This is a genomic window from Paenibacillus sp. FSL E2-0190, from assembly GCF_037992965.1.
Lineage (GTDB): Bacteria > Bacillota > Bacilli > Paenibacillales > Paenibacillaceae > Paenibacillus_AQ > Paenibacillus_AQ odorifer.
Map to the genome: position 1 here is coordinate 2,901,039 of NZ_CP150306.1, position 25,580 is coordinate 2,926,618.

26 protein-coding genes are annotated in these 25,580 nt (G+C 43.1%); 18 read left to right on the forward strand and 8 right to left on the reverse strand.

From position 1 onward, the window contains the following. Positions 1-16: 16 nt before the first annotated feature. Positions 17-1,174, reverse strand: a complete 1,158-nt coding sequence (locus NST25_RS12470) for a peptidylprolyl isomerase (protein ID WP_076125905.1) — start codon at positions 1,172-1,174, stop codon at positions 17-19. A 185-nt stretch (positions 1,175-1,359) separates the two neighbouring features. Next, positions 1,360-1,695 carry a hypothetical protein gene (locus NST25_RS12475; RefSeq protein ID WP_036686243.1) on the reverse strand — a complete coding sequence of 112 codons (336 nt, stop codon included), beginning with the start codon at positions 1,693-1,695 and terminating at the stop codon, positions 1,360-1,362. 207 nt (positions 1,696-1,902) lie between these two features. On the opposite strand from NST25_RS12475, the gene NST25_RS12480 reads away from it, so the two are divergent. Next, the gene (locus NST25_RS12480; RefSeq protein WP_076217722.1) at positions 1,903-3,009 is read left to right on the forward strand and encodes a lactonase family protein; all 1,107 of its coding nucleotides are present in this window, start codon (positions 1,903-1,905) and stop codon (positions 3,007-3,009) included. A gap of 136 nt (positions 3,010-3,145) precedes the next feature. Here the strand turns inward: NST25_RS12480 and hfq are convergent, their stop codons facing one another. Beyond that, positions 3,146-3,367, reverse strand: a complete 222-nt coding sequence (hfq, locus tag NST25_RS12485) for an RNA chaperone Hfq (RefSeq protein ID WP_036686247.1) — start codon at positions 3,365-3,367, stop codon at positions 3,146-3,148. A 111-nt stretch (positions 3,368-3,478) separates the two neighbouring features. Between hfq and NST25_RS12490 the strand changes: the two genes are divergently transcribed. Continuing rightward, positions 3,479-4,120 (forward strand): phosphatase PAP2 family protein, encoded by a 642-nt coding sequence (locus NST25_RS12490; RefSeq protein ID WP_340394092.1) that lies wholly within the window; start codon positions 3,479-3,481, stop codon positions 4,118-4,120. A gap of 68 nt (positions 4,121-4,188) precedes the next feature. Here NST25_RS12490 and NST25_RS12495 read toward each other — a convergent pair whose 3' ends face one another. Further along, a complete protein-coding gene (locus tag NST25_RS12495) occupies positions 4,189-4,692 on the reverse strand; it encodes a hypothetical protein (RefSeq protein ID WP_076183438.1) in 504 nt (167 codons plus the stop codon). A 184-nt stretch (positions 4,693-4,876) separates the two neighbouring features. On the opposite strand from NST25_RS12495, the gene NST25_RS12500 reads away from it, so the two are divergent. The 3 genes from NST25_RS12500 to NST25_RS12510 all read left to right on the forward strand — a co-directional run bounded on the left by NST25_RS12500 (position 4,877) and on the right by NST25_RS12510 (position 9,937). Beyond that, positions 4,877-5,920 (forward strand): aromatic acid exporter family protein, encoded by a 1,044-nt coding sequence (locus NST25_RS12500; protein ID WP_076125912.1) that lies wholly within the window; start codon positions 4,877-4,879, stop codon positions 5,918-5,920. A gap of 219 nt (positions 5,921-6,139) precedes the next feature. Then, positions 6,140-8,491: an RNA polymerase recycling motor HelD gene (helD, locus tag NST25_RS12505; RefSeq protein WP_076308123.1), complete on the forward strand. Its 2,352-nt coding sequence runs from the start codon at positions 6,140-6,142 to the stop codon at positions 8,489-8,491. A 132-nt stretch (positions 8,492-8,623) separates the two neighbouring features. Further along, positions 8,624-9,937 carry an MFS transporter gene (locus NST25_RS12510; protein WP_081383235.1) on the forward strand — a complete coding sequence of 438 codons (1,314 nt, stop codon included), beginning with the start codon at positions 8,624-8,626 and terminating at the stop codon, positions 9,935-9,937. A 56-nt stretch (positions 9,938-9,993) separates the two neighbouring features. On the opposite strand, the gene fsa is transcribed toward NST25_RS12510, so the two are convergent. Continuing rightward, positions 9,994-10,641: a fructose-6-phosphate aldolase gene (gene fsa / locus NST25_RS12515; RefSeq protein WP_036686257.1), complete on the reverse strand. Its 648-nt coding sequence runs from the start codon at positions 10,639-10,641 to the stop codon at positions 9,994-9,996. Between the two features lie 231 nt (positions 10,642-10,872). Here fsa and NST25_RS12520 point away from each other — a divergent pair, with 231 nt between their 5' ends. Further along, a complete protein-coding gene (locus tag NST25_RS12520; protein WP_076279787.1) occupies positions 10,873-11,328 on the forward strand; it encodes a hypothetical protein in 456 nt (151 codons plus the stop codon). Positions 11,329-11,480: 152 nt separating this feature from the next. Here the strand turns inward: NST25_RS12520 and NST25_RS12525 are convergent, their stop codons facing one another. Further along, on the reverse strand, positions 11,481-11,678 hold the full coding sequence (locus NST25_RS12525) for a hypothetical protein (RefSeq protein ID WP_076125917.1): 198 nt from the start codon (positions 11,676-11,678) through the stop codon (positions 11,481-11,483). A gap of 81 nt (positions 11,679-11,759) precedes the next feature. Between NST25_RS12525 and rpiA the strand changes: the two genes are divergently transcribed. The 5 genes from rpiA (at position 11,760) to NST25_RS12550 (ending at position 17,142) form a co-directional block, all read left to right on the forward strand. Further along, positions 11,760-12,440 (forward strand): ribose-5-phosphate isomerase RpiA, encoded by a 681-nt coding sequence (gene rpiA, locus NST25_RS12530; RefSeq protein WP_139331057.1) that lies wholly within the window; start codon positions 11,760-11,762, stop codon positions 12,438-12,440. A 47-nt stretch (positions 12,441-12,487) separates the two neighbouring features. Then, positions 12,488-12,913, forward strand: coding sequence for a VanZ family protein (locus NST25_RS12535; RefSeq protein ID WP_339810727.1), 426 nt, complete (start codon positions 12,488-12,490; stop codon positions 12,911-12,913). 3 nt (positions 12,914-12,916) lie between these two features. Then, a complete protein-coding gene (locus NST25_RS12540) occupies positions 12,917-13,357 on the forward strand; it encodes a GNAT family N-acetyltransferase (protein ID WP_076125920.1) in 441 nt (146 codons plus the stop codon). A 171-nt stretch (positions 13,358-13,528) separates the two neighbouring features. Further along, the gene (locus NST25_RS12545; protein ID WP_038570382.1) at positions 13,529-13,984 is read left to right on the forward strand and encodes a MarR family transcriptional regulator; all 456 of its coding nucleotides are present in this window, start codon (positions 13,529-13,531) and stop codon (positions 13,982-13,984) included. Next, a complete protein-coding gene (locus tag NST25_RS12550) occupies positions 13,981-17,142 on the forward strand; it encodes an MMPL family transporter (RefSeq protein WP_339810724.1) in 3,162 nt (1,053 codons plus the stop codon). Before NST25_RS12545 ends, NST25_RS12550 begins: the two co-directional genes overlap by 4 nt. An 81-nt stretch (positions 17,143-17,223) precedes the next feature. Here NST25_RS12550 and NST25_RS12555 read toward each other — a convergent pair whose 3' ends face one another. Then, on the reverse strand, positions 17,224-17,895 hold the full coding sequence (locus NST25_RS12555) for a tetratricopeptide repeat protein (protein WP_076310406.1): 672 nt from the start codon (positions 17,893-17,895) through the stop codon (positions 17,224-17,226). Between the two features lie 194 nt (positions 17,896-18,089). On the opposite strand from NST25_RS12555, the gene NST25_RS12560 reads away from it, so the two are divergent. From NST25_RS12560 to NST25_RS12575, 4 genes are all read left to right on the forward strand, one after another. Further along, entirely contained in the window at positions 18,090-19,649 is a 1,560-nt protein-coding gene (locus NST25_RS12560; RefSeq protein WP_340394095.1) for a hypothetical protein, read from the forward strand. Positions 19,650-19,738: 89 nt separating this feature from the next. Further along, complete coding sequence (locus NST25_RS12565) at positions 19,739-20,332, forward strand: TIGR00730 family Rossman fold protein (protein WP_076125930.1); 594 nt, start codon at positions 19,739-19,741, stop codon at positions 20,330-20,332. A gap of 138 nt (positions 20,333-20,470) precedes the next feature. Next, complete coding sequence (locus NST25_RS12570) at positions 20,471-21,277, forward strand: polysaccharide deacetylase family protein (RefSeq protein WP_340394097.1); 807 nt, start codon at positions 20,471-20,473, stop codon at positions 21,275-21,277. Between the two features lie 229 nt (positions 21,278-21,506). Beyond that, entirely contained in the window at positions 21,507-21,668 is a 162-nt protein-coding gene (locus tag NST25_RS12575) for a hypothetical protein (RefSeq protein ID WP_172628809.1), read from the forward strand. Between the two features lie 78 nt (positions 21,669-21,746). On the opposite strand, the gene NST25_RS12580 is transcribed toward NST25_RS12575, so the two are convergent. Further along, positions 21,747-21,959 carry a hypothetical protein gene (locus NST25_RS12580; protein ID WP_076125931.1) on the reverse strand — a complete coding sequence of 71 codons (213 nt, stop codon included), beginning with the start codon at positions 21,957-21,959 and terminating at the stop codon, positions 21,747-21,749. Between the two features lie 270 nt (positions 21,960-22,229). Between NST25_RS12580 and NST25_RS12585 the strand changes: the two genes are divergently transcribed. From NST25_RS12585 to NST25_RS12595, 3 genes are all read left to right on the forward strand, one after another. After that, positions 22,230-23,588 carry an extracellular solute-binding protein gene (locus NST25_RS12585; RefSeq protein WP_076125933.1) on the forward strand — a complete coding sequence of 453 codons (1,359 nt, stop codon included), beginning with the start codon at positions 22,230-22,232 and terminating at the stop codon, positions 23,586-23,588. A gap of 103 nt (positions 23,589-23,691) precedes the next feature. Beyond that, positions 23,692-24,645, forward strand: a complete 954-nt coding sequence (locus NST25_RS12590; RefSeq protein ID WP_036686279.1) for a sugar ABC transporter permease — start codon at positions 23,692-23,694, stop codon at positions 24,643-24,645. Next, positions 24,642-25,505 (forward strand): carbohydrate ABC transporter permease, encoded by an 864-nt coding sequence (locus tag NST25_RS12595; protein WP_038570403.1) that lies wholly within the window; start codon positions 24,642-24,644, stop codon positions 25,503-25,505. The genes NST25_RS12590 and NST25_RS12595 overlap by 4 nt, the downstream gene beginning before the upstream one ends. The last annotated feature ends 75 nt before the right edge of the window (positions 25,506-25,580 follow it).

Below are 25,580 nucleotides of genomic sequence, written 5' to 3' on the forward strand. Positions count from 1 at the left end.
TTTTTGACGGGCACAATTATTTAGTGGATTCATTTCCTGCTGCTGCGCTTGCAGTTGGCTCAGCTGTTGCAGCTGCATCTTCTTTAGCGTCAGTAAGTGTGTTCGTGATTTTTGCTTTTTCAGTTGTTTCTGACATCCAAGTGGAGGACAGAGTGGAAACCTTTTGCGAAACTAGTGTTTTACGAATTTCATCTTTCTTTTCTTCCAGTGTATAGTCTTTAGCATCTTTATGGTCGGTTACTTTAATGATGTGATAACCATAATCGGATTTGACAGCATCACTGGTTTCACCAACTTTTAGCTTAAAGGCTACATCAGAGAATTCAGCTACCATATCGCCACGTTTGAAGAAGTCTAGATCTCCGCCATTATCCTTGGAACCCGTATCAGAGGATTTTTCCTTGGCAAGAGTAGCGAAATCTGCGCCTTCTTTCAGTTGTTTCAGAATTGCATCTGCTTCTTCTTTAGTCTCAACGAGAATGTGGGAAGCGCGAACTTGTTCTTCTTCACTGAAAGTAGCTTTATTTGTGTCATAGTATTCTTTGATTTCATCATCCGTTACAGTGACTTGTGGCTCAAGGATTTTACGCAGCTTTACTTGCAGCGGCATTTGCTTTTTCAAGTCGTCTACAGTCATTGAGCTTTGGGACAAAGCAGCATTAAAGGCAGCTTCTCCGCCGAATTGTGCTTTAAGATCTTCAAGTTCAGTGTTGATGTCTTCATCTGTAACAGTTACGTTAGCTTTTTTAGCCTCTTGATCAACAAGCTCAGTTGTAATCATAGATTGCAGCGTGCTTTCTCCGCCTGCTTCGATCAATTTATCATAAAGTTGTTCTTTTGTGATTTTTGTTCCGTTTACTGTTGCAACAGCTTTTTTGCTGTCGTCTTTTTGGACGACCAGAACAATGATTAGTGCTGCAGCTAATACGATAGAGGCAATCATCCAAGCTTTATTGCTTCTAGGAGCAGTCGGAGGTGTAGGTGGCGTAGCGTTGTTCGCACCGACTTTGTTCATTACTGGAATACTGTCTGCTTTTGTTGTATTCACAGGTTCCTCAGCAGCAACTTGCGCTACTTCAACCTCTTCATTGATAATCTCGGAAGTGTTCAATTCTTCTTCCGTGGTACCGTTGTTTTCTAAGTTCTCATTTCCATTCAGATCTTTTTTGTCCATTATTAGTAATGACTCCCTTCAATATAGGTGTTGCTTGTCTATTTACAACTTTAACAGAAATCCTAATCCTAAACCTTAAGAAAGTATAAAAAAAGGCAGGATCTTTTTAAGTTTCTATTAATAAAAAGCAAAAAGCCGGAAATGGCATCAGTAACATGCCCTTCCGGCTAATGGGAATAAGATGTCTACTTCAGTCCTTTCAGAAGATGACGAATGCTTTCTTGTTTTCGTCTTGGGACACGTACGTTTTTAGCATACAGGCCCATTTCACCGAAATAAATGCAGTCATCTGCGATAGAGCTGATCTTGTTCAGGTTGACATAACAGCCACCGTACACATGATAATAACTTGAATTGGACAACAATCGATTTAATTGCTCGGCAGTCATTCTCTTTTTTATGTTATAGTTTCTGCCGTGAAAAATGACCAAATCATGGTCCCCGACCTTAAAGAACAGAATGTCTGTTTCCACCTCGAAGTCCTCGTACACATTTCTGGCTTCCAGCAGGATGCTACTCATTCATGTTCCCCCTTTATACGGAATAAAAGACTAATGTTAGCGCTTTCATTATATCACAACAGTTAATCGTTGGAAAGACCCATTTTTGAATTGTTTCGTACATTTCTAACTTTATCGTTTGTAATTAACGTTTAAAAATTGTAGATTATATAGATGATCACATCTAATGAGTGTGAAGTAGCAATACTTTTGAGGAGGAATATAGAGATGAATGAGCAGAATAAGTTATTGCTATTTACAGGTTCTTATGCAAGTGCCGCGGAAAGCGGAGTGCAGGTGTTTGAATTCGATGGAGCTGCAGGTGGTACGCTAAAGCTGCTGGATTCGGTGCAGGGCTTAACTAATCCTACCTTTGTTAATGTAGATACCGCTGAAAAACGTCTATATGCTATAGGAGAAAAACCGAATGGTGAGGGTGGAAAAGAAGGCGAGGTTGTTACCTTTGCCATTGATCCAAAAGACGGGAAATTGAGTGAACTGAAACGCATTCCCTCCATGCCTGCTTCTGGCAACCGTCAAACAACCACCTGCCATATCAATAGAGATTTGAATGATGAATACGTTGTTGTATGTAGTTATCATGGTGGAAGCGTTGGTTTGATCAAATTAAATGAAGAGAAAGCTGCGGATCAATTAGTTGATGTGGCCGTACATTCAGGTCATGGCCAGCATCCTGAACGGCAGGACCGCCCTCATCCCCATTCCGCTATTTTCAGTCCGGACGGGCAGTATGTGTTTGTATCGGATCTTGGGCTTGATTTAATTCGTGCCTATAGAATCAATAGAGAAACCAACAAGCTAGAAGTGCATGGTGATACGGCGCTGCATCCAGGAGCGGGACCACGCCACTTCACTTTTCATCCAGACGGAAAGTCTGCTTATGTAATTAACGAGGTGGATTCCACCATTACATCGTTTACATATGACAGTGCCGCAGGCACTCTGCATACTGTAGATACAGTGCCGACGCTGCCTGATGATTTTAACGAAGAGAATACTTGCGCTGAAATCGCCATTTCCAAGGACGGAAAATATCTGTACGCTTCAAACCGTGGGGCTGATAATATCGCTGTGTATGCTGTGGATAATGCATCTGCTAAGCTTACACATCTGGAATATGTATCTACTCGTGGGGGACATCCACGTCACTTCGCATTGACACCAGATGGAGCTTATCTTATCGTGGCAAATCGTGATGCGAATAACCTGGTTGTATTTTCAATAGAAGCGGCAAGTGGCCGACTCGAATTTACTGGAAATACAGCTGAAGTATCCAAACCGGTATGTGTGAAGCCCGTAAATGTTCCTGTATAAAGTTACTCCATTTGAAGAGTGAATCAGTGATCTTGGGAAATGCTAAAGGGAACACCGGATATAAAGTCCGGTGTTCCCTTTTTTTGAAAATAAAAGCCTGTGATTATCTGGTTGATGAGGTGAATGAGGGAGTAGACTATTTGAGCGAAACGGGCTTAAGAGGTACAATAGTGGATACTGCAGATTTGAATAGTACATTTTGCCTGCCATCACCTTGACCTTGTAAAGTGATTGTGAAAGCATCGTACGAGGTTACGAGCCCTTGCATTTTCACACCATTCGTCGTAAAAATCGTCACAGGCACCTTTGTGGAAATGAACTGGTTCAACAATCGTTCTTGCAATTTTAAACTCTCCACTTTGGCAGCACTCCATCTTCTGTGAATTTTTTTCTCTCAATAATTATAACATGGGTTAGTCCCTCACTGGAAATGAGATCAACAGTCACCTGAATAGACATGGAGGTATTTATGCTTTATTATCAGAACTGGTCTAGAGCTTTTCACTTTTTTTTAGGGTTTGCTGCTTGTTTCGCCGTTATAGCTGTCCTTGTAAGTATGAATAAGGTATCAACCTTTGATAACTATATTATTGATGGGGTACAATCAGCGGAATCACCGGGGTTGACCTCATTCGCCAAAGGTTTATCTCTGATTGGTTCCTCTAAGATCGCTATTGGCCTATCTATCGTTACCATGGCACTGCTCTATTTTTTGCTGAAACACCGATTTGAATTAATCTTGTTCCTGTGGGTTGGATTAGGCTCACAGCTCTTGAATACAATAATGAAGTTATGTTTTCACAGAGAACGTCCGAATTTACATCGCATTGTTGAAGAGATTGGTTATAGTTTTCCGAGCGGGCACTCAATGGCAGCATTCTCTCTGTACGGCGTTATTGCCTTTTTATTGTGGCGTCATCTGCGGCGGAGGCATGAACGGGTCTTATTAATAATGTTCGCCGTATTCATGACCGTGGGGATTGGCTGGAGCCGTATCTATCTGGGTGTTCATTACCCGAGTGACGTAATTGGGGGATATATGGCTAGTGGCGCTTGGCTGATGTTGTCCATTTGTTTATTTCAAATCTACAAGAGCTCGCGTAAGAAGTAGGATAGATACAAAAACGGATATCTTTCATAACGCATGAAGATATCCGTCTTTATGTGTAAGAGGATTGTTTAAGGAGTCGTCACATGTTGTTCAGATGTTTTGCGATCCTGGAATTGCCCCATTTTGCTTATTCTTTGCTTCAGCATCGCAGGAAGTCCTGCTTTAAGCTTTTGGGCTTCATCTTTTGTCAGACGTCCTTCGGTGATGGCTTGATCCAGCCGTTGGTTTGCCGATTCGCAGAGCTTCTGAATATATTGATCTTCCGTCCAGCCTTTTTTCTCAAGAGCAAGTTGCGGGAGCGTTTTGCCTGCTTTCAGGCTATTGATTAGCTCTGTACGATCCATTTCCAGCAGTTTAGCCGTTTCAAAAATAATGAAATGTCCACCAGCCCTAACCTTTCCGTCTTTTCCTGGATGGTGACCGTGACCTTTCTCTGAAGGATGGGCACCAGGTGCGGTGGCTGTAGGGGTTACTTTCTCAGCAGAAGCACTTCCGATTGGCGCAAGAGCTGGAGACAGGCTGAGAAAAATAACGGTCGTGAAAGTCATTAATCTTTTGATATTGTTATTCATTCACTCACCTCGTATGTTATGTGATAGGCACTACTCGAATTAGTATTCCCTGAAAGCTGAAAGAAACATGAGTGAGAGCTTAAATGTTCTTAAAATTCATCAACTCCAGGCTGGGGTAATTAGAAGTACGAGGGTTCGCTGATGTTCATATTGTAGCGTGGGCTAATTTTTAGGAGGGATAGGTTTGGCTTTAGGAGCTCGCATATTTAAAACAGGTTTGGCCGTTACGCTAGCCCTGTATTTAGCTGTAATGCTTCAATTTCCTTCTGCCGTGGGTGCAGGGATTGCGGCGATTTTCGCTATGCAGCCCTCTATTTATCGCTCTTGGCGTTATTTTCTTGACCAGCTCACGACTAGTACAATGGGGGCCGTTCTGGCTTTACTCGGAGGGATGCTGTTATCCAACAGCCCAATAGCAGTCGGTTTGGTCTGTATTCTAGTCATTATGATCAGTATGAAAATCAACCGGGCGGATACGATAAGTCTTACGTTAGTTACTGTAATAACAGTGATGGAGGCTTCGGGTGAATGGCAATTCGCACTTAATCGTTTTTTATTAACTTTGACAGGTATTGTATCTGCATTTCTAATCAATATTATTGTCGTTCCTCCAAAACCTCGTAAGCAATACATTAAGCAAATTGAGAATGTTTTTTCAAGCCTCTCTTTATTGCTGAGAACAGCGGTTTCTCATGAGATGAAGGAAAGTGTATTTCGTGATGAAAAAAATGCTTTGCATTCATCCATAAAATCGTTGGCTGATAAGTATGCATTGTTTGAGGAGGAGCAGAAGCAGTTAAAACGGGCCAAGTATAGCCAGACAAGACAAATGGTTGTGTATAAGAACCTGTTAGCTTCTTTGCAAAAAGGTTACGATGTTCTCGAGGCCGTAGATCGGCATTATTTCCAGGCGGATCGGACCGAACATACAGATGCTCTATTTGATAATCATTTGGAACATTTAATCAAATATCATCAGCACATCTTACTTAAGTTTGAAGACAAATTAAAGCCCAATGCCAATGAATCTGAACCCTTGGGAGAAGACAATGATGAATTCCTGAATACCGCGATTTTGGGGTATAATGCAGAGAAAATAGGTCAGCTGCGTTTATATGTTGTGGCTGCTGCAATTTATGATTACGGATATCAATTGGAGCGCTTAGATAAAGTGGCCGATCAGATGAATCGTATAGCGGAGGATAAAGAATCTGTGCATGAAGCCTAAACATAACCTTGTGAAGAGCAACATATAAGCTTTGTAACAGCAAAAAATCCGGTTCCACAGGGACCGGATCATCTATTTAAGAGAATACTTGAAATCTCAAACTGAAATTGCTAAAATGATAAGATATCGAATAAGTATGCATTTAAAAACATAAATATGCAAATTTATCATATCATGATTCAAATGGAATGTCAACCTTCCAAAAGGGGATGAAATGTAGTGGATAACAATGAAAGTCAGTGGAAAGAGGAACAGGAACGGGTTGACGGAGTAACCAAGCTTTTGTCCGCCCATATTCGCAATTTATCAGAGGAGCTTGGACTTCATCGTAGTGATGTAGTGGATATGCGGAAAGACTTCTGGGAAGAGGTAACCGTAAACTTCAGTAGCCCGGATGATTTGGGAGAAACCTCAACAAGTCTTCGCCAACAGTCCCAAATCCTCAATGAACGGGAACGTCATCATTTGCAATCAAGCAAGGCGCTGAAAAAATATAAAAAGCTGGTTGTCTCTCCTTACTTTGGCCGAATTGATTTCACAGAGGAACCAACGGGCGGGCTGGAAAAGATTTATCTAGGGATTGGATCTTTGATGGAGGATGATGGCACCTTTTTGATCTATGACTGGCGTGCGCCTATCTCCAGTCTGTATTATGACGGAGCACCAGGTCCTGCAGCTTATGAAACACCTGGAGGATTAGTCTCCGGAACAATGAATCTTAAACGCCAGTTTGTTATTGCTGACGGTGTAATTGAAGTTATGTTTGACACTGGGGTTACGATCGGGGATGAGCTGCTGCAGCAGGTGCTAAGTCATAGCGCTGACGATCGAATGAAAAGTATTGTTGCTACAATTCAAAAAGAGCAAAATGCGATAATCCGCAACGACAAAAGCCGGATGCTAGTTGTGCAAGGAGCAGCGGGAAGCGGAAAAACCTCTGCTGCATTGCAGCGGGTAGCTTATCTTCTATATAAATACCGTGAAGTATTATCAGCAGATCAAATGCTGCTGTTCTCACCGAATCCGCTGTTTAACAGCTATGTATCTACAGTGCTCCCGGAGCTAGGCGAAGAAAATATGCAGCAAACAACGTTTCAAATGTATTTAGAACATCGTCTTGGACATGAATTCCTGCTGGAAGATGTCTTTAGTCAGACCGAAAGTTTACTTAATGCTCCTGAGGGTCCTGAGGTTGCTATACGTAGAGAAGGCATTGCCTATAAATCGTCCGTCCCTTTCCTTGATGTGATTCGGCGGTATGCTACGTTGTTGGAACAGGAGGGTATGCTTTTTAAGCCTTTAATGTTTCAAGGGAAAGCAGTGGTCAGTAAAGAAGAAATGGAACGCCAGTTCTACGCGTACGATCCTGCCATAAAGCTTGCAAATCGTGTGGATTTGATGATCCGCTGGCTGCTTAAGAAAATTGCAGATTTTACTCATGAGGAAAGAAATGCGAAGTGGGTCGAAGATCAGATCGAGCTGCTGGATTCCAGCGATTATCACCGTGCATATCAGATGTTGCGTCGGAAGAAGAAAGCTTCGCAGGATAGCTTTGATGATTTTGATACGGAAAAAGAAGTGTTATCTCGTTATGTAGTCAGCCAGCGGCTCAAACCCCTGCGTGGTTGGACTAAACGGGGTCGATTTGTGGACGTTAAGGGCTTGTACAGCACGTTATTTACAGATCGCGAGCTTATGGCGCGCCTCAATGGAGATTATCCTTTACCAGAGGTGTGGGATGATATCTGTGAGCAGACATTGGAATCCATTGGAGTGAACGAGCTTGCTTATGAGGATGCTACGCCATTCCTTTATCTGAAGGAGTTAAGCCAAGGCTTCCGAACCAACACACTGATCCGTCATGTGATTGTAGATGAGGTACAAGACTATTCTCCATTCCAATTAGAGTTCATGCGGCGTTTATTTCCAAGAGCAAAAATGACCGTATTAGGGGACCTGAACCAGGCCATTTATGCGCAAGGTGAGGTACTGGGGGATTTGTCTAGTCTCGTAAGTATATATGGTGAAGAGAACACAGAAGTGATCTCGTTAACCCAAAGCTACCGTTCAACTTATGAGATCGTGGAGTTTACGCGGTCAATGATCCCTGGAGGAGAACGAATCGTACCTTTTAATCGGCGGGGAGAAGAACCCCAGATAAGTGTGGTATCCAGCGAGAAGGAGCTTCTGAATGCTGTGGAACAGGATATCCGCAAGCTGCATTCTGAGGGATATCATTATGTGGCGGTCATCTGCAAAACAGCGGAGGAAAGCGCAAGGGTTCATGCTGAACTGAATCGTAGCCTGCCGGTGAGACTTGTTACAAAGGAAACACCGAATTTTCAGAAGGGGACACTGGTTCTGCCTGCTTATTTAGCCAAAGGCGTGGAGTTTGATGCGGTCGTCATCTATGATGGCTCGGCTGATCAATATGGCAGAGAAAGTGAACGCAAATTGTTTTATACGGCGTGCACTCGGGCTATGCACTTGCTGCACATTTTTAGTCTGGGTGAACCTAGCCATTTTATACCGTCCGCTAATGTGGCATCTTTAAGCGCTGGGTCGCTGTAAGCATAGATTTCTTCATTTTAAGATCGTCCTTTCCGCAGCAGCGGAGGGACGGTCTTTTTGTTTTCATGAATAAAGAAGGGCGAACAAACCACAATAAAGAATGTTGTACACAATGACAAAGGTGGTCAGTTCATGAAGGAAAGAAAATGGGATCTGCTTGCCTTAGCATCAATCCCACTAATAATGACCCTCGGTAACTCCATGCTGCTGCCTATTCTGCCGCAGATCTCCAAAGAACTCGGCATTAGCGCTTTTCAAGTCAGTATGCTGATTACCGTGTATGGATTGATGGCAATTGTAATGATCCCTATTGCAGGTTATCTCTCAGACCGTTTTGGGCGAAAGAAGGTTATTCTTCCGAGTTTAATCATTGCTGCAATTGGTGGTGCTGTCTGCGTGGTGGCTGCTTGGTTTATGAAGGGGGTTAGCGCTTATTGGGTGATCTTAGCGGGGCGTCTGTTGCAAGGAATTGGTGCAGCGGGTGCTTTTCCAATTGTAATCCCCTTTGTAGGCGATTTGTTCAAGGAAGAAGAAGATGTGAGCAAAAGTCTGGGAATCATTGAGACCTCCAATACGTTTGGTAAAGTACTCAGTCCAATTCTTGGTGCCTATCTTGGGATATGGCTCTGGTTTGCTCCTTTTATTGCAATTCCCATTCTATGTCTAATTTCATTTTTGTTAGTCTTATTTCTGGTCCGAAAACCCGAAGCAAAGGATGAACCTGAGAAACAGGAACTTCGGGCGTTTTTATCTGGAATTGTGAGCGTTTTACGTAAAAAGGGACGTTGGTTGTACGCTATTTTTGCCATAGGCGGCATCTGTATGTTTGTGACCTTTGGTGTCCAATTCTATTTATCAGAAATGCTGGAAACTAAATATAAAATGCACGGAGCGACGAAGGGGTTTGTGCTGGCGATACCGCTTGCCCTCTTATGTCTGTCCTCCTATGGAACAGGAAAGATCATTGGTCAGAATAAAACGCTAATGAAATGGCTGGGCTTTGGGGGCATGGTGTTACTGACTGCGGCGATGATTTGTGCGGGATTCAACAAAGGCATTTATTTTTTAGTAGGGTTTATGGGTTTAGGCTGTGTTGGAATCGGAATTGTACTTCCCTGTATGGATGCTTTAATCACGGAGGGGATTGAGAAGGAGAACAGCGGCACAATCACCGCTCTTTATAGTAGTATGAGGTTTATAGGGGTAGCGTTGGGGCCACCGGTGGTATCGTTGCTGCTAAGCAGTGGGCATTGGGTCTTGTTTGCGTTGATGGCTACAGTAGGGGCAATTGGTGGATTGCTGACCTTGTTTGCAGTAACTCCGAGTAAGGGGGAAAAGGGGGAGCCAGGCGTTAAAGACACAGAGAAGGTAATTCCTCCAATCTGGCCGAAACGTATTCGCCAAACCTCCTCAATGTCTCTGGATGGAAAAAAGGGCTATCCCTAAGCTGCGTTGCCGCAGCTTGTGGGATAGCCCTCTCGATAAAAGAATAAAAGATATTCTTAGGCTTGTGGAACAGATTCCCAATCCTTTAAGAAACGTTCAATACCGTTATCTGTCAGCGGGTGCTTCCAGAGGGTTGGCAGAAGTGAACCTGGGATTGTAGCGATGTGTGCACCAGCAATAGCTGCTTGCTCAACATGAGCAATGTTGCGGATACTTGCTGCAATGATCTCGGATTTCAAGTTGTAGTTAGTCAGGATAGTCTTCAGATCCTTGATCAGCTTCATTCCGTCAACACCGATATCATCCAGACGACCAACGAAAGGAGAGATATAAGTTGCGCCTGCTTTAGCAGCCATCAAACCTTGAGCCGCGGAAAATACTAGTGTAACGTTAGTTTTGATGCCTTTTTTAGTAAGCTCATAACAAGCTTCCAAGCCATCTTCAGTCATAGGGAGTTTAATTACAACGTTTGGAGCCCATTCAGCAATTTCGTATGCTTCTTTAAGCATTTCTTCTGCTGTAAGTCCGATTACTTCTGCGCTTACAGGTCCTGGAACGATTGCAACGATTTCTTTGATAACATCCTTGAACAATCTTCCTTCTTTAGCGATCAGCGAAGGGTTAGTCGTTACGCCATCCACTAGTCCTAGGCGAGTAATACGTTTGATTTCTTCAATGTTTCCGGTATCCAAGAAAAACTTCATTTTAAATTTCCTCCCTTGATTTCCATATGGATTGACAAGCAACATTCATATTTACATTATGAGACATGCAAATCAAAGTTTCAACTGTTATTTTGAATATTTCAAAATAACTTTATAGAATCAGTATTACCTGTATGCGCTGAATTTCAGATAATATAAGATTGGCTTAGGCCTCCCTCCATGATAATATATAACCGGAATTGTTATTTTGGAGTGGGAGGTGGGGATGGGATGATGTATGCGATACTGGTGATTTTACTTGTGCTTGTGCTGGCAGCAGCGGGATTCCTTGCCTACCAAAACAGCAAGTTGGTGTCTAATCAGAAGAAACTCGGTACTTCATCAAGTGATCCTTCCCTTATGTATTCTATCTTTGACCAATCTAGTGCAGCTGGTGTTGAAGAACCTGAGGCCATTCCGTTATTTCAATACACTGTATTTGCGCGGTCGAATGGAGCGGTTGTTGTGAACAAGCCTGTAGCTATGATTATTTTGTGCAGAGTTGCAGCGGGAAAAGGGGATTACTTATTGGCTGATGTCGAGCGTAATATGCTTGACAAGATTAGTAGACCAATGCCTTTGGATGCGTATTCAGAGCATAAAGCCTACTTACACAGGACGGCTAATCACACAGAAAAAGAGATGATTCTCAATCTAGAGGATGCAGTGAATTTACAATATACATAGAGTAGGGTGAAAAATATTGATTTTTTGCTCTGCGCAAAGCATAATACAAATTTGGATATAAAAAAGAATCAAACAGCCGGAAGCAATCGTGTTTTATGTTAAACACAGCTACCGGCACAATGATTGGTAAAATAATGGATGGCAGTCAGCACTTAGGCATGATATCTCCCTACGGGTGCATTAAGCACCCATTCCAGCATCATGATCATATCTTCAACTCTAGTGAGCTGAGCTTGTAGGTTATCTTGCTGTGGGCTGTTCTCTGTTAATGAAGCTAATCTTGATTCCAGAGATCTGCGCTGCAGTGTCAATTCGTTGATTTTAGATTGAATTTGGTTTTCGGTTCTCATCCGGAATCCTCCTGAACAATAGGTGATTTCAACATCATCATAGATCATTATAACGGATAACATGGGGGTAATAAAATGAGTATCAATGTTAAACAATTAGCCGCGGAAAAAGCAGTGGAATTTGTAAAAGATGGCATGAAGATCGGCCTTGGCACTGGATCTACAGCCTATTGGGCGATCAACAAGCTTGGTGAGCGCGTCAGTGAAGGTCTAAAAATTACCGCTGTAGCAACCTCCCGTGCTTCCGAAGAACAGGCGCGTGAACTTGGGATTCCAATCGTAGCTTTTGGAGATATTGATAGTCTGGACCTGACCATTGACGGAGCGGACGAGCTGGATAGTAGTCTACAGCTTATTAAAGGCGGCGGCGGCGCGCTGCTTCGGGAGAAGATTGTTGCGAGTAACAGTACTCGTATGATCGTTATTGCTGATGAGAGTAAAGTGGTAAACACACTTGGCAAATTCCCGCTGCCTGTGGAAATGGTTCCTTTTGCATGGGAATGGACTGTGGCTGAACTTGCCAAGCTGGGTTGCAATCCTGAATTGCGTCGTAGCGGAGAAGAGCTGTACAAGACAGATAACGGCAATTACATCGCAGACTGCCGGTTCGAAGTCATTGAGTCCGCACCGAAGCTGGCACTGACCATCCAAAGTATTCCGGGAGTTGTGGAACACGGCTTATTTATTGGAATTGCAGCAATGGCTATTGTGGGTAAAAAAGATGGAAGTATTGAAATTATAGAAGTTAAACCGGGCAATTGATCATTCGTAGATCTGGAGAATCTAGCAGATTACGGAAGCTGAGAGCATTGACACGGATAGGGCTGACTCTGTATAGTGCTACTGTTATCTATTGGATGTTTATCGGTTTTGGGCGAGAGATCCATACAGGTGGCCCGCTGCAGTACAATTTGATTCCATTACGTACGGTGTCACTTTATTTCGACATGAATAACGGGGTATCGCTGATCAGCCGGTTTGTGAATCTGCTTGGAAATGTTGTTGTGTTTATTCCATTTGGTATACTAATTCCACTTGCAAAGACACGGCCAATTTCTTGGAAAAGAATCTCTTTATATGCTGTTCCTTGCATCCTGCTTTTGGAGTCTCTGCAAATGCTGCTGCATGTCGGAAGCTTTGATATTGATGATCTATTGTTAAACATGTTAGGGATATGGACAGGTTACTGTATGTTTCGAATCGAGTACAGAAGCAACAGAGAAGGAGGAATGTGAACAATGTTGGTAGATCTTAAATCCCTTATTGGTTCGCCTGAGGTGAACGAGCTGTTGACGTATGCGGTCATTGATGACCCCAACGCGTTGGAGCAGACATCGTCTGAGTACAGCGAACAAGCCGGGCTGCAGTTATATGGCTGGGAAGAAGAAGAACTCCTGCTTGGTCTTGTAGGCTTCGAAGAAACCGAAGACGGTTCTTTGGACATTCGGCATATTGCCGTCTTGCCAGAGAATAGAGGGAAAGGTTATGCACGGGGAATGATTCTGGAGCTGCTCGCTACTCGTCAGCCGCGTTATCTGGTAGCTGAGACTGAGGATGAAATCGCCGCAGATTTTTATCGTAGTCTAGGGTTCATGGTGTACAGCTTAGGAGAGAATGAAGCCGGAATTGAAATGTTAAGATGTGTATACGAAGTTGAAGAGACCGAGGATGAGGACTAAAAAATCTTTGAAGGTCATAAAATGGCAGGTCGAGAGGAATCTCGGCCTGTTTTTTTTGCGTTTTGCCTTTAAATGCCCGAAAAAAAGCCAATTGACTTTTATAAAAGCAGGTATTATAGTTTGACAATGAAACTGTTCGATAGTTGAACTATATATTGGAGGTAGGAAGCTTTGGATAACGAAGTGCAACATTGGATCAATCGCTACATGGATGCTTATTTGATTGTAACAAGACAAGTAGCAGCAAGAATTAAAGATAGTATTGCGGCGGAGACAACGAATGATCAGTATCAAATTCTTCGGTTGATTAATGCTCAGGAACAATGTACGTCTACATATCTTGCTGAATCTTTTTGCGTGGGTAAAAGCTCCATTACTGCAATCATCAACAGATTGGTGCAAGCGGGTATAATCGAGCGAACTCGTGACGAGAATGATCGCCGCCAGGTGTATTTGTCGATGTCTGAGCACGGAAAAAAAGTTTTTGAAGCAGCGGAGACGCAGGTTCATGAAGTGATTTCCCCGTATTTGTTTCATTTTGAAGAGAAGGATATTGAAATGTTCGTCATGATGTTCGAGAAGCTGGCGAATTTAATTCAGAATGATGATGGAGGGAAGAATCCATGAAGACGATTCTAAAAGCAAGATGGGCGGTTATCGCAATCTGGCTCGCTGTGGCCGTAGTTTTGGTCATGACGGCCCCATCGTTCTCTGATCTTGTACGTGAGAAGGGGCAGGTTACTGTACCTGATGGCTATTCCTCATCTAGAGCGGCAGAAATCTTAAAGGAAGCGGCGAATGATAAGGGCGGAGAGACCCTGCATCAGGTAGCTCTTGTATTCAATAATCCAGAGGGAATCGGAGCCAATGAAACAGCTAGTATCCAGCAGGGCGTTGAGAAGTTGGCTGCGAATAAGGAGACGCTGCAGATCGATTCCATCACCGATCCTTTTTCACAAAGTGAGCTTAAGGATACGTTGATTGCCAAGGATGGCAAGACGATAATGGTGGCGTTGTCTATCAAAGGCGGAGGAGAGTCTGTCACCGCACTTCCTGATAAAGTGGATGAATTACTCACAGATGTTAAGGCGGATCATTATTTAACCAGTGAGGGTTTGATTACTGAGGATATGATTGCTAGCTCGGAAGCCGGGCTTAAGAAATCGGAATATATTACGGTAGTCTTTATTTTACTTATCCTGTTCGTGGTGTTCCGTTCGTTCGTGGCACCGTTTGTTCCGCTACTGACGGTAGGACTCAGCTATATTGTTTCTCAGTCCGTTGTGGCTTTTTTAGTGGACCGTTATGATTTTCCATTATCTACATTTACTCAAATCTTTATGGTTGCGGTCATGTTCGGGATTGGTACGGATTATTGTATCCTGTTAATCAGTCGTTTTAAAGAAGAAATGATGACAGCAGAAGATACCAAAAGTGCTATTATTGCAACCTACCGTAAGGCTGGGGGAACGGTGTTCTATTCCGGACTTGCGGTATTCGTAGGTTTTGTAGCGATTGGATTATCCAAATTCATTCTGTATCGCTCGGCGGTAGCCGTTGCCGTGGGGATTGCGGTTATGCTGCTGGCGCTTGTAACCATAGTTCCATTCTTCATGGCGGTACTTGGCAAAAAGCTCTTCTGGCCTTCACGCGGCAAGCTGGAGCACAGTGAGAGCCGTATTTGGGGAGCAGCAGGTTCTTTTTCCTTAAAAAGACCATGGGCCGCGCTGCTAATTGTTGCAGTAATCGTAGCTCCGTTCCTTGTTACCTATAGCGGAAAGCTGTCCTTCAACAGCTTGGAGGAAATTGGCTCAGAATATGCCTCGGTAAAAGGATTTAACATCATTTCGGATAGCTTCGGGCCGGGTGAATCCATGCCTGGCAAGATCGTAATCAAAAATGATGATCGGATGGATACTTCAGAATATCTTGGACTTGCAGAAAAAATCAGCCGCGAGCTGGAAAAAGTGGACAGCGTAAAATCGGTGCGCAGCATGTCTCGTCCAACGGGAGAGCTGATCAGTGATTTCTTAATCCCGAATCAGGTGGGGACTTTATCTGACGGTCTGGATCAGACCAGTGAGGGATTGACCAAGATTCAAACGGGATTGTCTGAAGCTAGTAAACAGCTGAGTGAAAATGCACCTAAGCTTACAGAGGCTGCTCAAGGCAGCGCTAAGCTGACGGAAGGCACAGCAGAACTGAAAGATGGAATCGTCGCGTTAGGCGATGGGCTGGCACGTATTGAGAGCGGAATAAAAAGCGGCTCAGCTGGTGCAGGAGAGATCAAAGCAGGACTTCAACAGGCAGCTGCTAGTGCCAAGCAGCTTGCGGATGCCAATACGAAGCTACTGGAGGGATATAAAAAAATCGGCAGCGGTTTAACTGCGCTGGATCAAGGGCTTGGGCAGCTTCCGCAGCAGCTGCAAGGTGTGGCAGAAGCGTTGAAGGGACTGGATGGTTCTTTTAATGGTCTTGAGAGCAGTTATCCGGAAATTCTGCAGGATGTTAATTATCTGACCATTAAAGGCACCGTAACGCAGAGTGGTACTGGGGCTGCTCAGCTGGCAGCGGGTCTTGGGCAGATCTCAGAGCAGCTTAAAGGAGCAGCAGCAGGCTTAAATGAGGCGAATGCTGGCTATGCCAAAGCTTCGGCTGGGCAAACTGCACTCGCACAAGGTTTAGCTAAGCTTGTTGCGGGCATCGGTCAGCTGCAATCTGGGCTGGAGCAGGCCGCAGCAGGCCAAGGACAGATCGTAGATAAAATTCCATCCATTACTAGTGGCCTAGATCAATTGCAAGGTGGACAGCAGCAGCTTGCGGATGGGTTTGGTCAATTAACAGGGCAGATAGGAGCCTTAACTACTGGATTAAGCGACAGTGCAAACGGATTGGAGCAAATTACCAGTGGGCTGGGCTCTGCACAAGATTATTTGAATCAGATTCAAGCGGCTAAGGATGATGAGCTGAGTGGATTCTTTGTACCGGCTGAGGCTCTTGAAGCTGAAGGCATAGAGCAGGTATTTAATACCTACTTGTCTGACGACCGTAAGGTAATGACGCTGGATGTAGTATTCACTGAGAATCCATATAGTTCAGAAGCTATTGACAGTGTTGATGATATTCAAGCAGCAGTAGATCGTGCAGTGAAAGGTACGAAGCTGGAAAATGCAGAGTCTGCAATCAGCGGGGTTACAAGCAGCCAGAACGATTTGCGTAATATTTCCAACGAAGACTACACACGTACAGTAATCTTGATGCTGGGTGGGATCTTCATTATCTTGGTGTTGCTGCTTCGTTCAATCGTAATGCCGATTTACCTTATTATTTCTCTTTTGATTACTTATTTTTCAGCATTGGGTGTTACAGAGGCTATATTCGTTCACCTTCTGCACTTTGAAGGGATTACCTGGACAACGCCATTCTTCAGCTTTGTTATGCTGATTGCACTTGGTGTAGATTATAGTATTTTCTTAATGGCCCGCTTTAACGAATATAAAACATGGGATGTACGGGAAGCGATCCTGCATGCTATGCGCAATATGGGAACAGTCATTCTTTCGGCGGTAGTTATTTTGGGCGGCACCTTCGCATCGATGTACCCTTCAGGGGTATTGTCGATGATGCAGATTGCAACAGTGGTGCTTGTAGGGTTGGCCTTGTATGCACTAATCTTCTTGCCGTTTTTTGTTCCTGTTATGGTGCGGATCTTCGGCCGTGGGAACTGGTGGCCATTTGCGGTCAAACAAAGTGGAGAACCCACTAAACAAGATGTAAATATGTAATCACTCTACACAGCAAAAAATCTCTAGTGTTTGCCTAAATAGGCGGCTAGAGGTTTTTTTGTGAAAATATAAGTACAAAGTTTATTTCATTTTGGCAAAAAAGCTACGTAACGCCCAGCCGCGTTCTTGCCGTTTTTTATATTTGGGTAGCGAACGGTAAATGGCGGTGGATTCGTCGAAAGCACGTTTAGCATCCTCAGTTCTGCCCAGTGCTTTGTACATGGAGCCGGCTAAATAATAGGCTTCACTAGAGGAAGATTGAATCTCTTGAAATTGAGTAACGTAATGCAACGCTTTATCGTGATTTGTATGGCGAAAGGTTTCCGCTAACCGAAGATATGGCTGACCATATTGGGCTTTTCGGTTGATTTCTAGACCTCGAAGCATCTGATCTTCGCCTTCTTCCAAAGCGCCCAGCTTAAGATTCACATGACCCAGCTCCAGCCAATATTCTGCAGATTGTTCGTAACGGTCTTCGATCTGTAGCAGGATATCCTTGGCTTCCTTGTATTTTTTACGTTCTGACAGATTCCGGGCTAAATCAAATTTAGCAGAAACATCATTTGGATTCAATGATACTGTTGTGCGCAGCTTGGAGATTTGCCGCACCCGTTTGAAGGGCTTTGTAATACTAGGGAAAATTCCCACGTATCGCCGATCTAAGAAATATAAGATAACAAGCAGGATGAATAAAGCCAGAAAAGGGTTGCCCACTAATCTGAAAAGCATCATAATACCTATAAATTTAAGCATGATTTCCCTCCATGATCATTTGGTTCCGGTATTGCGGTTGAATAAGAGTAGATCTAAGGCAGCGTAATTATATCATAATTCAAACCAATCTGAATCCCGGGATTTAAGATAAACTACAACTTTTGTCAGCTTTATAGCGTCTTAGTGTAATAGAAATAATAATTACAATAATATCATAAGAAGGGAAAATCAAGATGCACTTATTTTCAAGGAAGCTAAGGCTGTTTAGTTTGTTGGTTTGTTCAAGTCTGGTGACTGCATTGTCTGTCCCTCAAGTTATAAGTGCAGCTCCATCACCTGGGAAGTTGGGTGGGATTAAGGAGATTGTTGCTTCGCCTGGTTTTTGGGGTGGAAGCTCTTTTGCGGTGGGAACTGACGGAGATGTTTGGTCCTGGGGGAGTAATGTTTTTGGTCAATTTGCTAATGGTACCGCCGGGCCTGAGGGGTGGACGATTACTCCCCATAAAATAGCTGGGCTTGAACATACGAAACAGCTGGCGATCGGCGAAGCGTACTATGTAGCGCTGAACGAAGACGGTACGGTTAAGGCTTGGGGAGATTATCGGGATAAGAGTGTAGCAGAAGCTGGCAATGGGGCAAGTGCTAAACAACACAAGGTTCTGCTTCCTCAAGGGATCTCAGGAATGAGTGATGTGGTTAGTATATCGTCAGGATTGCATAGTGCATTAGCTTTGAGAAACGATGGAAGTCTACTCCAGTGGAATCCTCCAGAAGCATCAGATGTGGGCTATACAGAGCTGCCTGCTGCCACTAAGGTACAGGGTTTGAGCGAAGTGAAGTGGATCGGAAGCAGTATTTATCATGCCGCCATTCGAACTAACGGTACGCTGTGGATTTGGAGTGCTATCCCGCAAACAGAGAACACGAATGTGATGAAGAAACCGACCCCAGTTAAGGATTTATACCATGTAAAGTCCGTCTCTATGAGCGATCGCAGTATACTGGCTTTAACCGAGAGCGGGAGCGTCTGGGGAACAATTGACAGCAATAATTATAACGAAGTCACGATGAGCAAGATGCCAGGTCTTACGGATATTGAATCTGTCCAGACGAAAAACGGGTTCAATCTTGTTGGCAATAAAAAAGGAGAATACTGGGTATGGAAAGCTGGTACCTCACTACAAGGTCTGCAAAAGATTACAGCCGTAAAATCGATCTCAAAACTTACGCTGGATTTAGACAACTTTGCAGCTGTTAAAAAAGATGGCACCGTGTGGACTTGGAGTACCCAACCATCAACCGACAACCGTTTAGTTTTTACGCAGCCTAAGTTAATAAAAGGATTGAGTGATCCTGTTTCTTTTGCCATGGGTGAGAATAGTAAGTATGCAGTCCTGAAGGATGGAACAGCTGTGGCTTGGGGAACAAATAGGTTTGGTCAACTCGGAATTAGCGCGGTTGATTCACGTCCTTTTACTATATCTCCTATTTTAAAGCCTGTTACTGTAATTGTAGATGGTCAAAAAATGGATTCCGCACAGTCTGCTATTTTTATGGATGGAAGTGTAAAAGTACCGATTAGGGATGTAGCAGAAAGTCTGGGATATACCCTGTCTTTGGAGGGGGAACTGACGTTGACGAAAGCTGGGAAGAAAATTTCATTACCATCAGCAGAATCCATTAAAGTAAGCTATACTTCTCTAGTGCCAGCAGCGGCTTTGGCCAAAGCTACAGGTCTATCTGCGGAGTGGAATAGTACGCTGTACCAATTAACATTACAAACAAAAAGATGACTTACATTTAACACATATATTAATATTCTGAGGTACAATAAGTGAATTAATCTCAATTTCACCATAATAACCAGTCTGGAGTGATAGGAATGGCTTTTACAATATGTGTGTTTGCCGGATCGAATCCAGGTCTTAACTCTGAATATACGGAAATGGCTAGGGAATTAGGTTATCATATAGCGGCACAAGGCTGTAGGTTGGTCTATGGAGGTTCGCGGAATGGCCTTATGGGACAGGTTGCGGACGGGGTACTCGCTAATGGTGGCGAAGCTGTAGGAATTATGCCAGTGGATCTTTTTCAAGATGAAATCAGACACTCCGGATTGACGAATCTGATTGAGGTCTCTAGTATGCATGAACGTAAGGCGGTAATGAGCGGTATGGCGGATGCTTTTATTGCTTTGCCGGGAGGTCTTGGAACCTTCGATGAGCTATTTGAAATTCTGTGCTGGATGCAGATTGGTATTCATCAGAAGCCTATAGGGCTGCTGAATGTTCGAGGTTATTTTAATCCACTGCAAGCCTTGATCTCCCATAGTGTGGCTGAAGGTTTTGCACCAAAAACTGCACTTCAAATGCTGCATATGAACTCAGAACCCGAATATCTGCTTGAACTGATGAGAGGGCGAGTGGATCATAATAATGATGAGAAGGGGAAAGCAAGGTTCCCGTCTCAGCGCTAGATTCAAGGTTTCCACTGCTCTAAGGTGCGAATAATTGGTTTAGCACGCTATTCAAAATAAGGACGCAAACACTTCACGGTGTCTACGTTCTTATTTTTTTTCTTTTTGTAAAATCATTTAGTAATAGGGGGAAGGCTTATGATTCGAAAATTAGGCTTTGCGGCTGACGACCGTCTGTTAATAATTAATGCCGACGATTTCGGAATAACTAAAGGAACTAATGAAGCTATTGTTAACTTATTTGAAGGACAAGCTATAACATCCACATCTATTATGATGCCTTGCCCAGACTCAAATGACGCTATAAAGATAATTAATTGGAAAGGAATAAAGAATATTGGAATTCATCTAACGCTAACGAGTGGCGAGAAATATCCGTATCAACCAGTATTCAAAGAAAAAATCTTGAGTAGCTTAATTACGGGGGAAGGGTATTTTCATCAAGATGCCACTCTTCTGGAAAGAAACGCTGCTGATGACGAGATTAGATTAGAGTTAGAATCGCAAATCCAAAGTGCAATCGTACAAGACATTGATCCAACTCATCTGGATAGTCATGGGGGGAGTATCATGGGGTTATACACTGGGCGAGATTTTATAGAAATAATATTTGATTTGTGTGAAAAGTACCGCCTGCCCTTTAATTTACCTATTAGGATATTAGAACAACCCTTTTTTAATAATGATCAGTTGAGATTGTTTCAAAAAAGAATTTCTTCAGCAAAAGAAAGGGGGATTTTATTAATCGATGATATAATTTCTCTTCCTTACTGTTTTTACCCTGCTGCGGAATATAGCAAAATGAAAATGAGATTAACTGAATTGTTAAAGAATTTAAAACCTGGAATAACACAGTTAACTATACATCCATCTAAAATAACAGATCAATTAATAGCAATAACGAAATGTTATACAGAAAGAATTGGAATATCGTCTTCTAAATGATATTGAAATTAAGGAATTGATTATTAATAAGGAGATTAAACTTATTTCGTGGAAAGACATACGTGATTTACAAAGATGTATTTAGCATATTCTAAAAGCTGCACTTTTTCATTTTTTAATATGAATCTGATAAAACTGTTTAAACTTTGGAGAAGCTGGGTAAATAAGCCGTAAGTAACCAAGCAGAAATGCAAATTTCAGGAACATCACGGAAGGAGGTTGAAATCCAATGAATGTGATCGTACATAATCTTATGGCTTACAATCATCAGTTTTTTAGACCTCAGCCCGTGGTCAATCCCAAGCAAGGAAAAGCAGACAAGAAGAGAATGAGTTTCCAGGAAGTTCTGAATGAGAAAATGAAAGCGTACAGCACCTACAACAAAAATTAAAGATGAAAGCTATACCCTATGTCTGTTAAAGAAAGCCGGAACGCGATGATCCTAGAGATCATTGCATTCCGGCTTTCTTTAGGGTCTGACCTCAAAAAATTCGCAGCTCTTGCGTGAGTAGTAAGTCAGATCACTAACTCTAGATTGAATAACAACATCGAAATCAGTGAAGCGGACAACGGTTGCTCCTGAATTTACTAAATGATCGTCCTGAAATACACGAACAGGTAATTTGCGGTCAACGGCTTCTTGGAAATCGCTGTCGCTTAGCAGCGGGCGGTTAATGGGCATGGGTAATAACTCCTTTGATCATGTAATGAAGTAAGAAATAAAAATAGTATACCTGCGGAAGCACAAGAAATCCAATTTAAGATGAAGTACACGTATTCTGTGAGGAACATATTTGGACGAAATTTTATACTCCCTCCTTAGACATAACATAGATATGAATGGTTTCGTAATTATTTCCACCATAAATCGGAAGTTTACCTCCTCAAAAAAAGAATTTAAACCCTGTACACTAATTCTTGTAAGAGAAACCTTTGAAAGGGGTACAGGGGAATGAATAAAGTAAAACACTTGGCGCTATCGTTAGTCGCTATCATGCTCGTAGGTTCACTGGCAGCATGCGGAGGCAACAACGCCGAGAACAACAACACATCAAACAAAAATGCAGGTAACAACGCAGCAAGCACAAGTGAACCTACTAAGGATGAGGGAACAGAACCGGCTGAGAAAATCGAACTTTCTTTCTGGACACTGGGCAACGTGAACTACGAGGATTTAGCGAAGGAGTACACTAAGGAACATCCAAACATTACGATCAAAGTGCAAAATACCGGTGACCAAACCGCTCACCATAATAATTTGACCACTGCTTTGTCGGCTGGATCGGGTGCGCCTGATATTTTCCAACTTGAAATCGGTTTCATGGAACGTTTCATCAACGCTCAGGACAAGTTCTATAACCTGAATGATCTGGGTGCCAAAGATATTCAAGCCAACTATCTGGATTGGAAATGGAAACAAGCTTCTTCCGTAGATGGCAGCTTCCAGCTAGGTCTTCCAACAGATATCGGTCCAACGGTTGTATATTACCGCACAGATTTGGCTGAAGAAGCTGGACTGCCAAGTGATTCAGAAGGATTCGGCGCTGCTATTGATACTTGGGATAAGTTCGCAGCTGTTGCCAAAGCTTTTAAAGATAAAACAGGCAAACCATTTGTAGACCTTACGGATCTTACCTTTAATGCTTTGCGTGACCAATCTGCTGATGAAATCTATTTCAGCAAAGCTGATGGCAGCTTTATCGGAGATACCAATCCGCAAGTCAAAAAAGCTTATGATTTCACGGTTAAAGGTATTCAAGAAGGCTGGATCAGCAATGTTATGCTCTGGTCTCCTGAATGGGGTCAAGGCATGAACGACGGTTCATTTGCAGTAGTTATGGGACCAGCTTGGATGGCGGGAAATGTTAAGAGTAATGCTCCAGACTCCTCTGGCAAATGGAAAATTGCTCAGCTCCCTGAAGGTGCTGGTAACTGGGGTGGCTCGTTCCTGACGCTGCCAAAAGAAGGCAAACACTCGAAAGAAGCTTATGACTTTATCGCATGGATGGATAACAAGGAAAACCAACTGGAATCTTTCAAAACCAAAGGCCTTATGCCTTCCATTCCTGCCCTGTATGAAGATCCTGCATTCGTAGATTTCAAAGATGATTTCTTCGGTGGACAACAAACCGCTGTAGAATTCGGTAAAGCAGCAAACCGGGTAAAACCTGTATACTACGGTCCGCTTCACGACCAAACCGATACTTTCTTCAAAAACGCCTTGAAAAATGTGTTGGAGAAAAAAGCAGATCCGACCAAAGAATGGAACGAAGCAGTAAAACAAGCGAAAACATTGGCTGAACGCAGCTAAGATTTCAAGCTTATGAAATTCAATTTCTAGAAGGTCCGGATTCATAGAGTGAAACATTCTCTGTGAATTCGGATTTACACGTTAGATTACCTGGAGGTGTGACATGGCACAACCTGTTATTTCAAGTCCGCATGCCGAGAGCAAGCGCCGCTTTTTAACTGAACAAAGAAGGAGCCGCATCACTGCTTACACGTTTATTTCGCCCTTTTTTATTCTGTTCTCGATATTTGGACTATATCCGATCTTTTTCACGATCTATCTCTCGTTCTTTAAATGGGATGCCCTGAATCCTATGAAATTTGTAGGGTGGAAAAACTATGATCTGGTCACAAGTGATCCGACCTTTTGGATTTCTTTTAGCAACACGTTAATTATGGGGCTTATGGGTACTGTTCCACAGATATTACTAGCTCTATTGATTGCTGTTTTGTTGAATTCGGCGATGACTCGCTTTAAGAAGACGTTCCGGGTTTTATTTTTTATGCCTAATATTACGTCTATCGTTGCGGTTACGCTCGTGTTCAGTACACTGTTTGGCAACAACGGAATGATCAACTGGATACTAAACGGCTTGGGACTGGATAGTATGGCCTTCAACTCTGGCTGGTGGGGCGTTAAAATCGCCATTTCTACGATGGTTATGTGGCGCTGGACGGGGTATAATGCCATTATTTTTCTATCAGGCTTGCAAAGTATCCCTACGGATCTATATGAAGCGGCACGTATTGACGGTGCGAACAGAAGACAACAGCTAACCTTTATAACGTTACCGCTATTGAAGCCATTCATTGTATTTGTTACCTTGCTTTCAACTATAGGTGCCTTGCAGCTGTTCACTGAGCCTTATGTATTTTTGGGCCAAGCGGGAACTGGATCTACACGTCAGGAAGGAATCACTATGGTTACTTATTTGTATAGCGAAGCATTCCGCAACGGATTTTTTGGTACGGCAGCAGCTACGGCAGTCTTGCTGTTCCTGGTCACGATTATTTTCTCTGTCCTCAATATGCTGGTCTCAAATCGCATGGGTGGAGATACGGGAGGGGGTAAAGCGTGAGTACGCTGCGTGTATTTAAAAAAGATCCGGATGATCTAGGGATCATCGGCAAGTTAGGATTTTATCTGCTGCTGATTGTTGGTGCGCTCGTGTCCATCTTTCCTTTTTATTGGATGTTTGTAGTTGGCACTAATGACAGAGGCGCAGTATTCCATGTGCCACCTTTGCTTACGGTTGGAGACCAGTTTTTTGAGAATTTCCAGCGGGTACTGGACAAAACAGACTTCTTTCAAGCCTTGGGCAACTCTTTATTTGTCTCATCTATGGTTACAATATCAGTCGTGTTTTTCTGTACACTGGCAGGTTATGCCTTTGCCAAATATGAATTTCCGTTTAAAAATTTTCTGTTCTACTTTGTAATTGCTACATTATTTGTGCCACAGCAGCTTGGTGTATTACCTACTTACGTAATTATGGCCAAGCTCCACTGGATAGACTCTTTCAAGGCACTTATTGTTCCGGCGATGGTTAATGCCTTCGGGATCTTCTGGATGCGGCAGTATATCACTACAGCTGTACATACGGAATTGATTGAAGCAGGTCGGATCGATGGCGGCGGACATTTCCGGATCTTCTGGAACATCGCTATCCCGGTCATTACTCCAGCTATGGCTACACTAGGTATACTGAATTTTATGACCGTTTGGAATGACTTCTTCTGGCCTTTAGTGGTACTGAAGAATCAAGAGCATTTCACAATTCAGATTGCGCTCCAGCAGCTGTTCTCCAATCGCGATGGTCTAGACTACGGAATGATCATGTCAGCAACGTTTACGGCAACCTTGCCACTGCTGATTGTATTCCTGTTATTTAGCCGCTGGGTGATTGCTGGACTTACTTCAGGAGCTATTAAGAGCTGATCTTACTTTTTGATCTTTACAGGGAATAGGCGGTTTTGTGAAGAATACTAGAGGACAGAGACAGCAGGGGGAAGG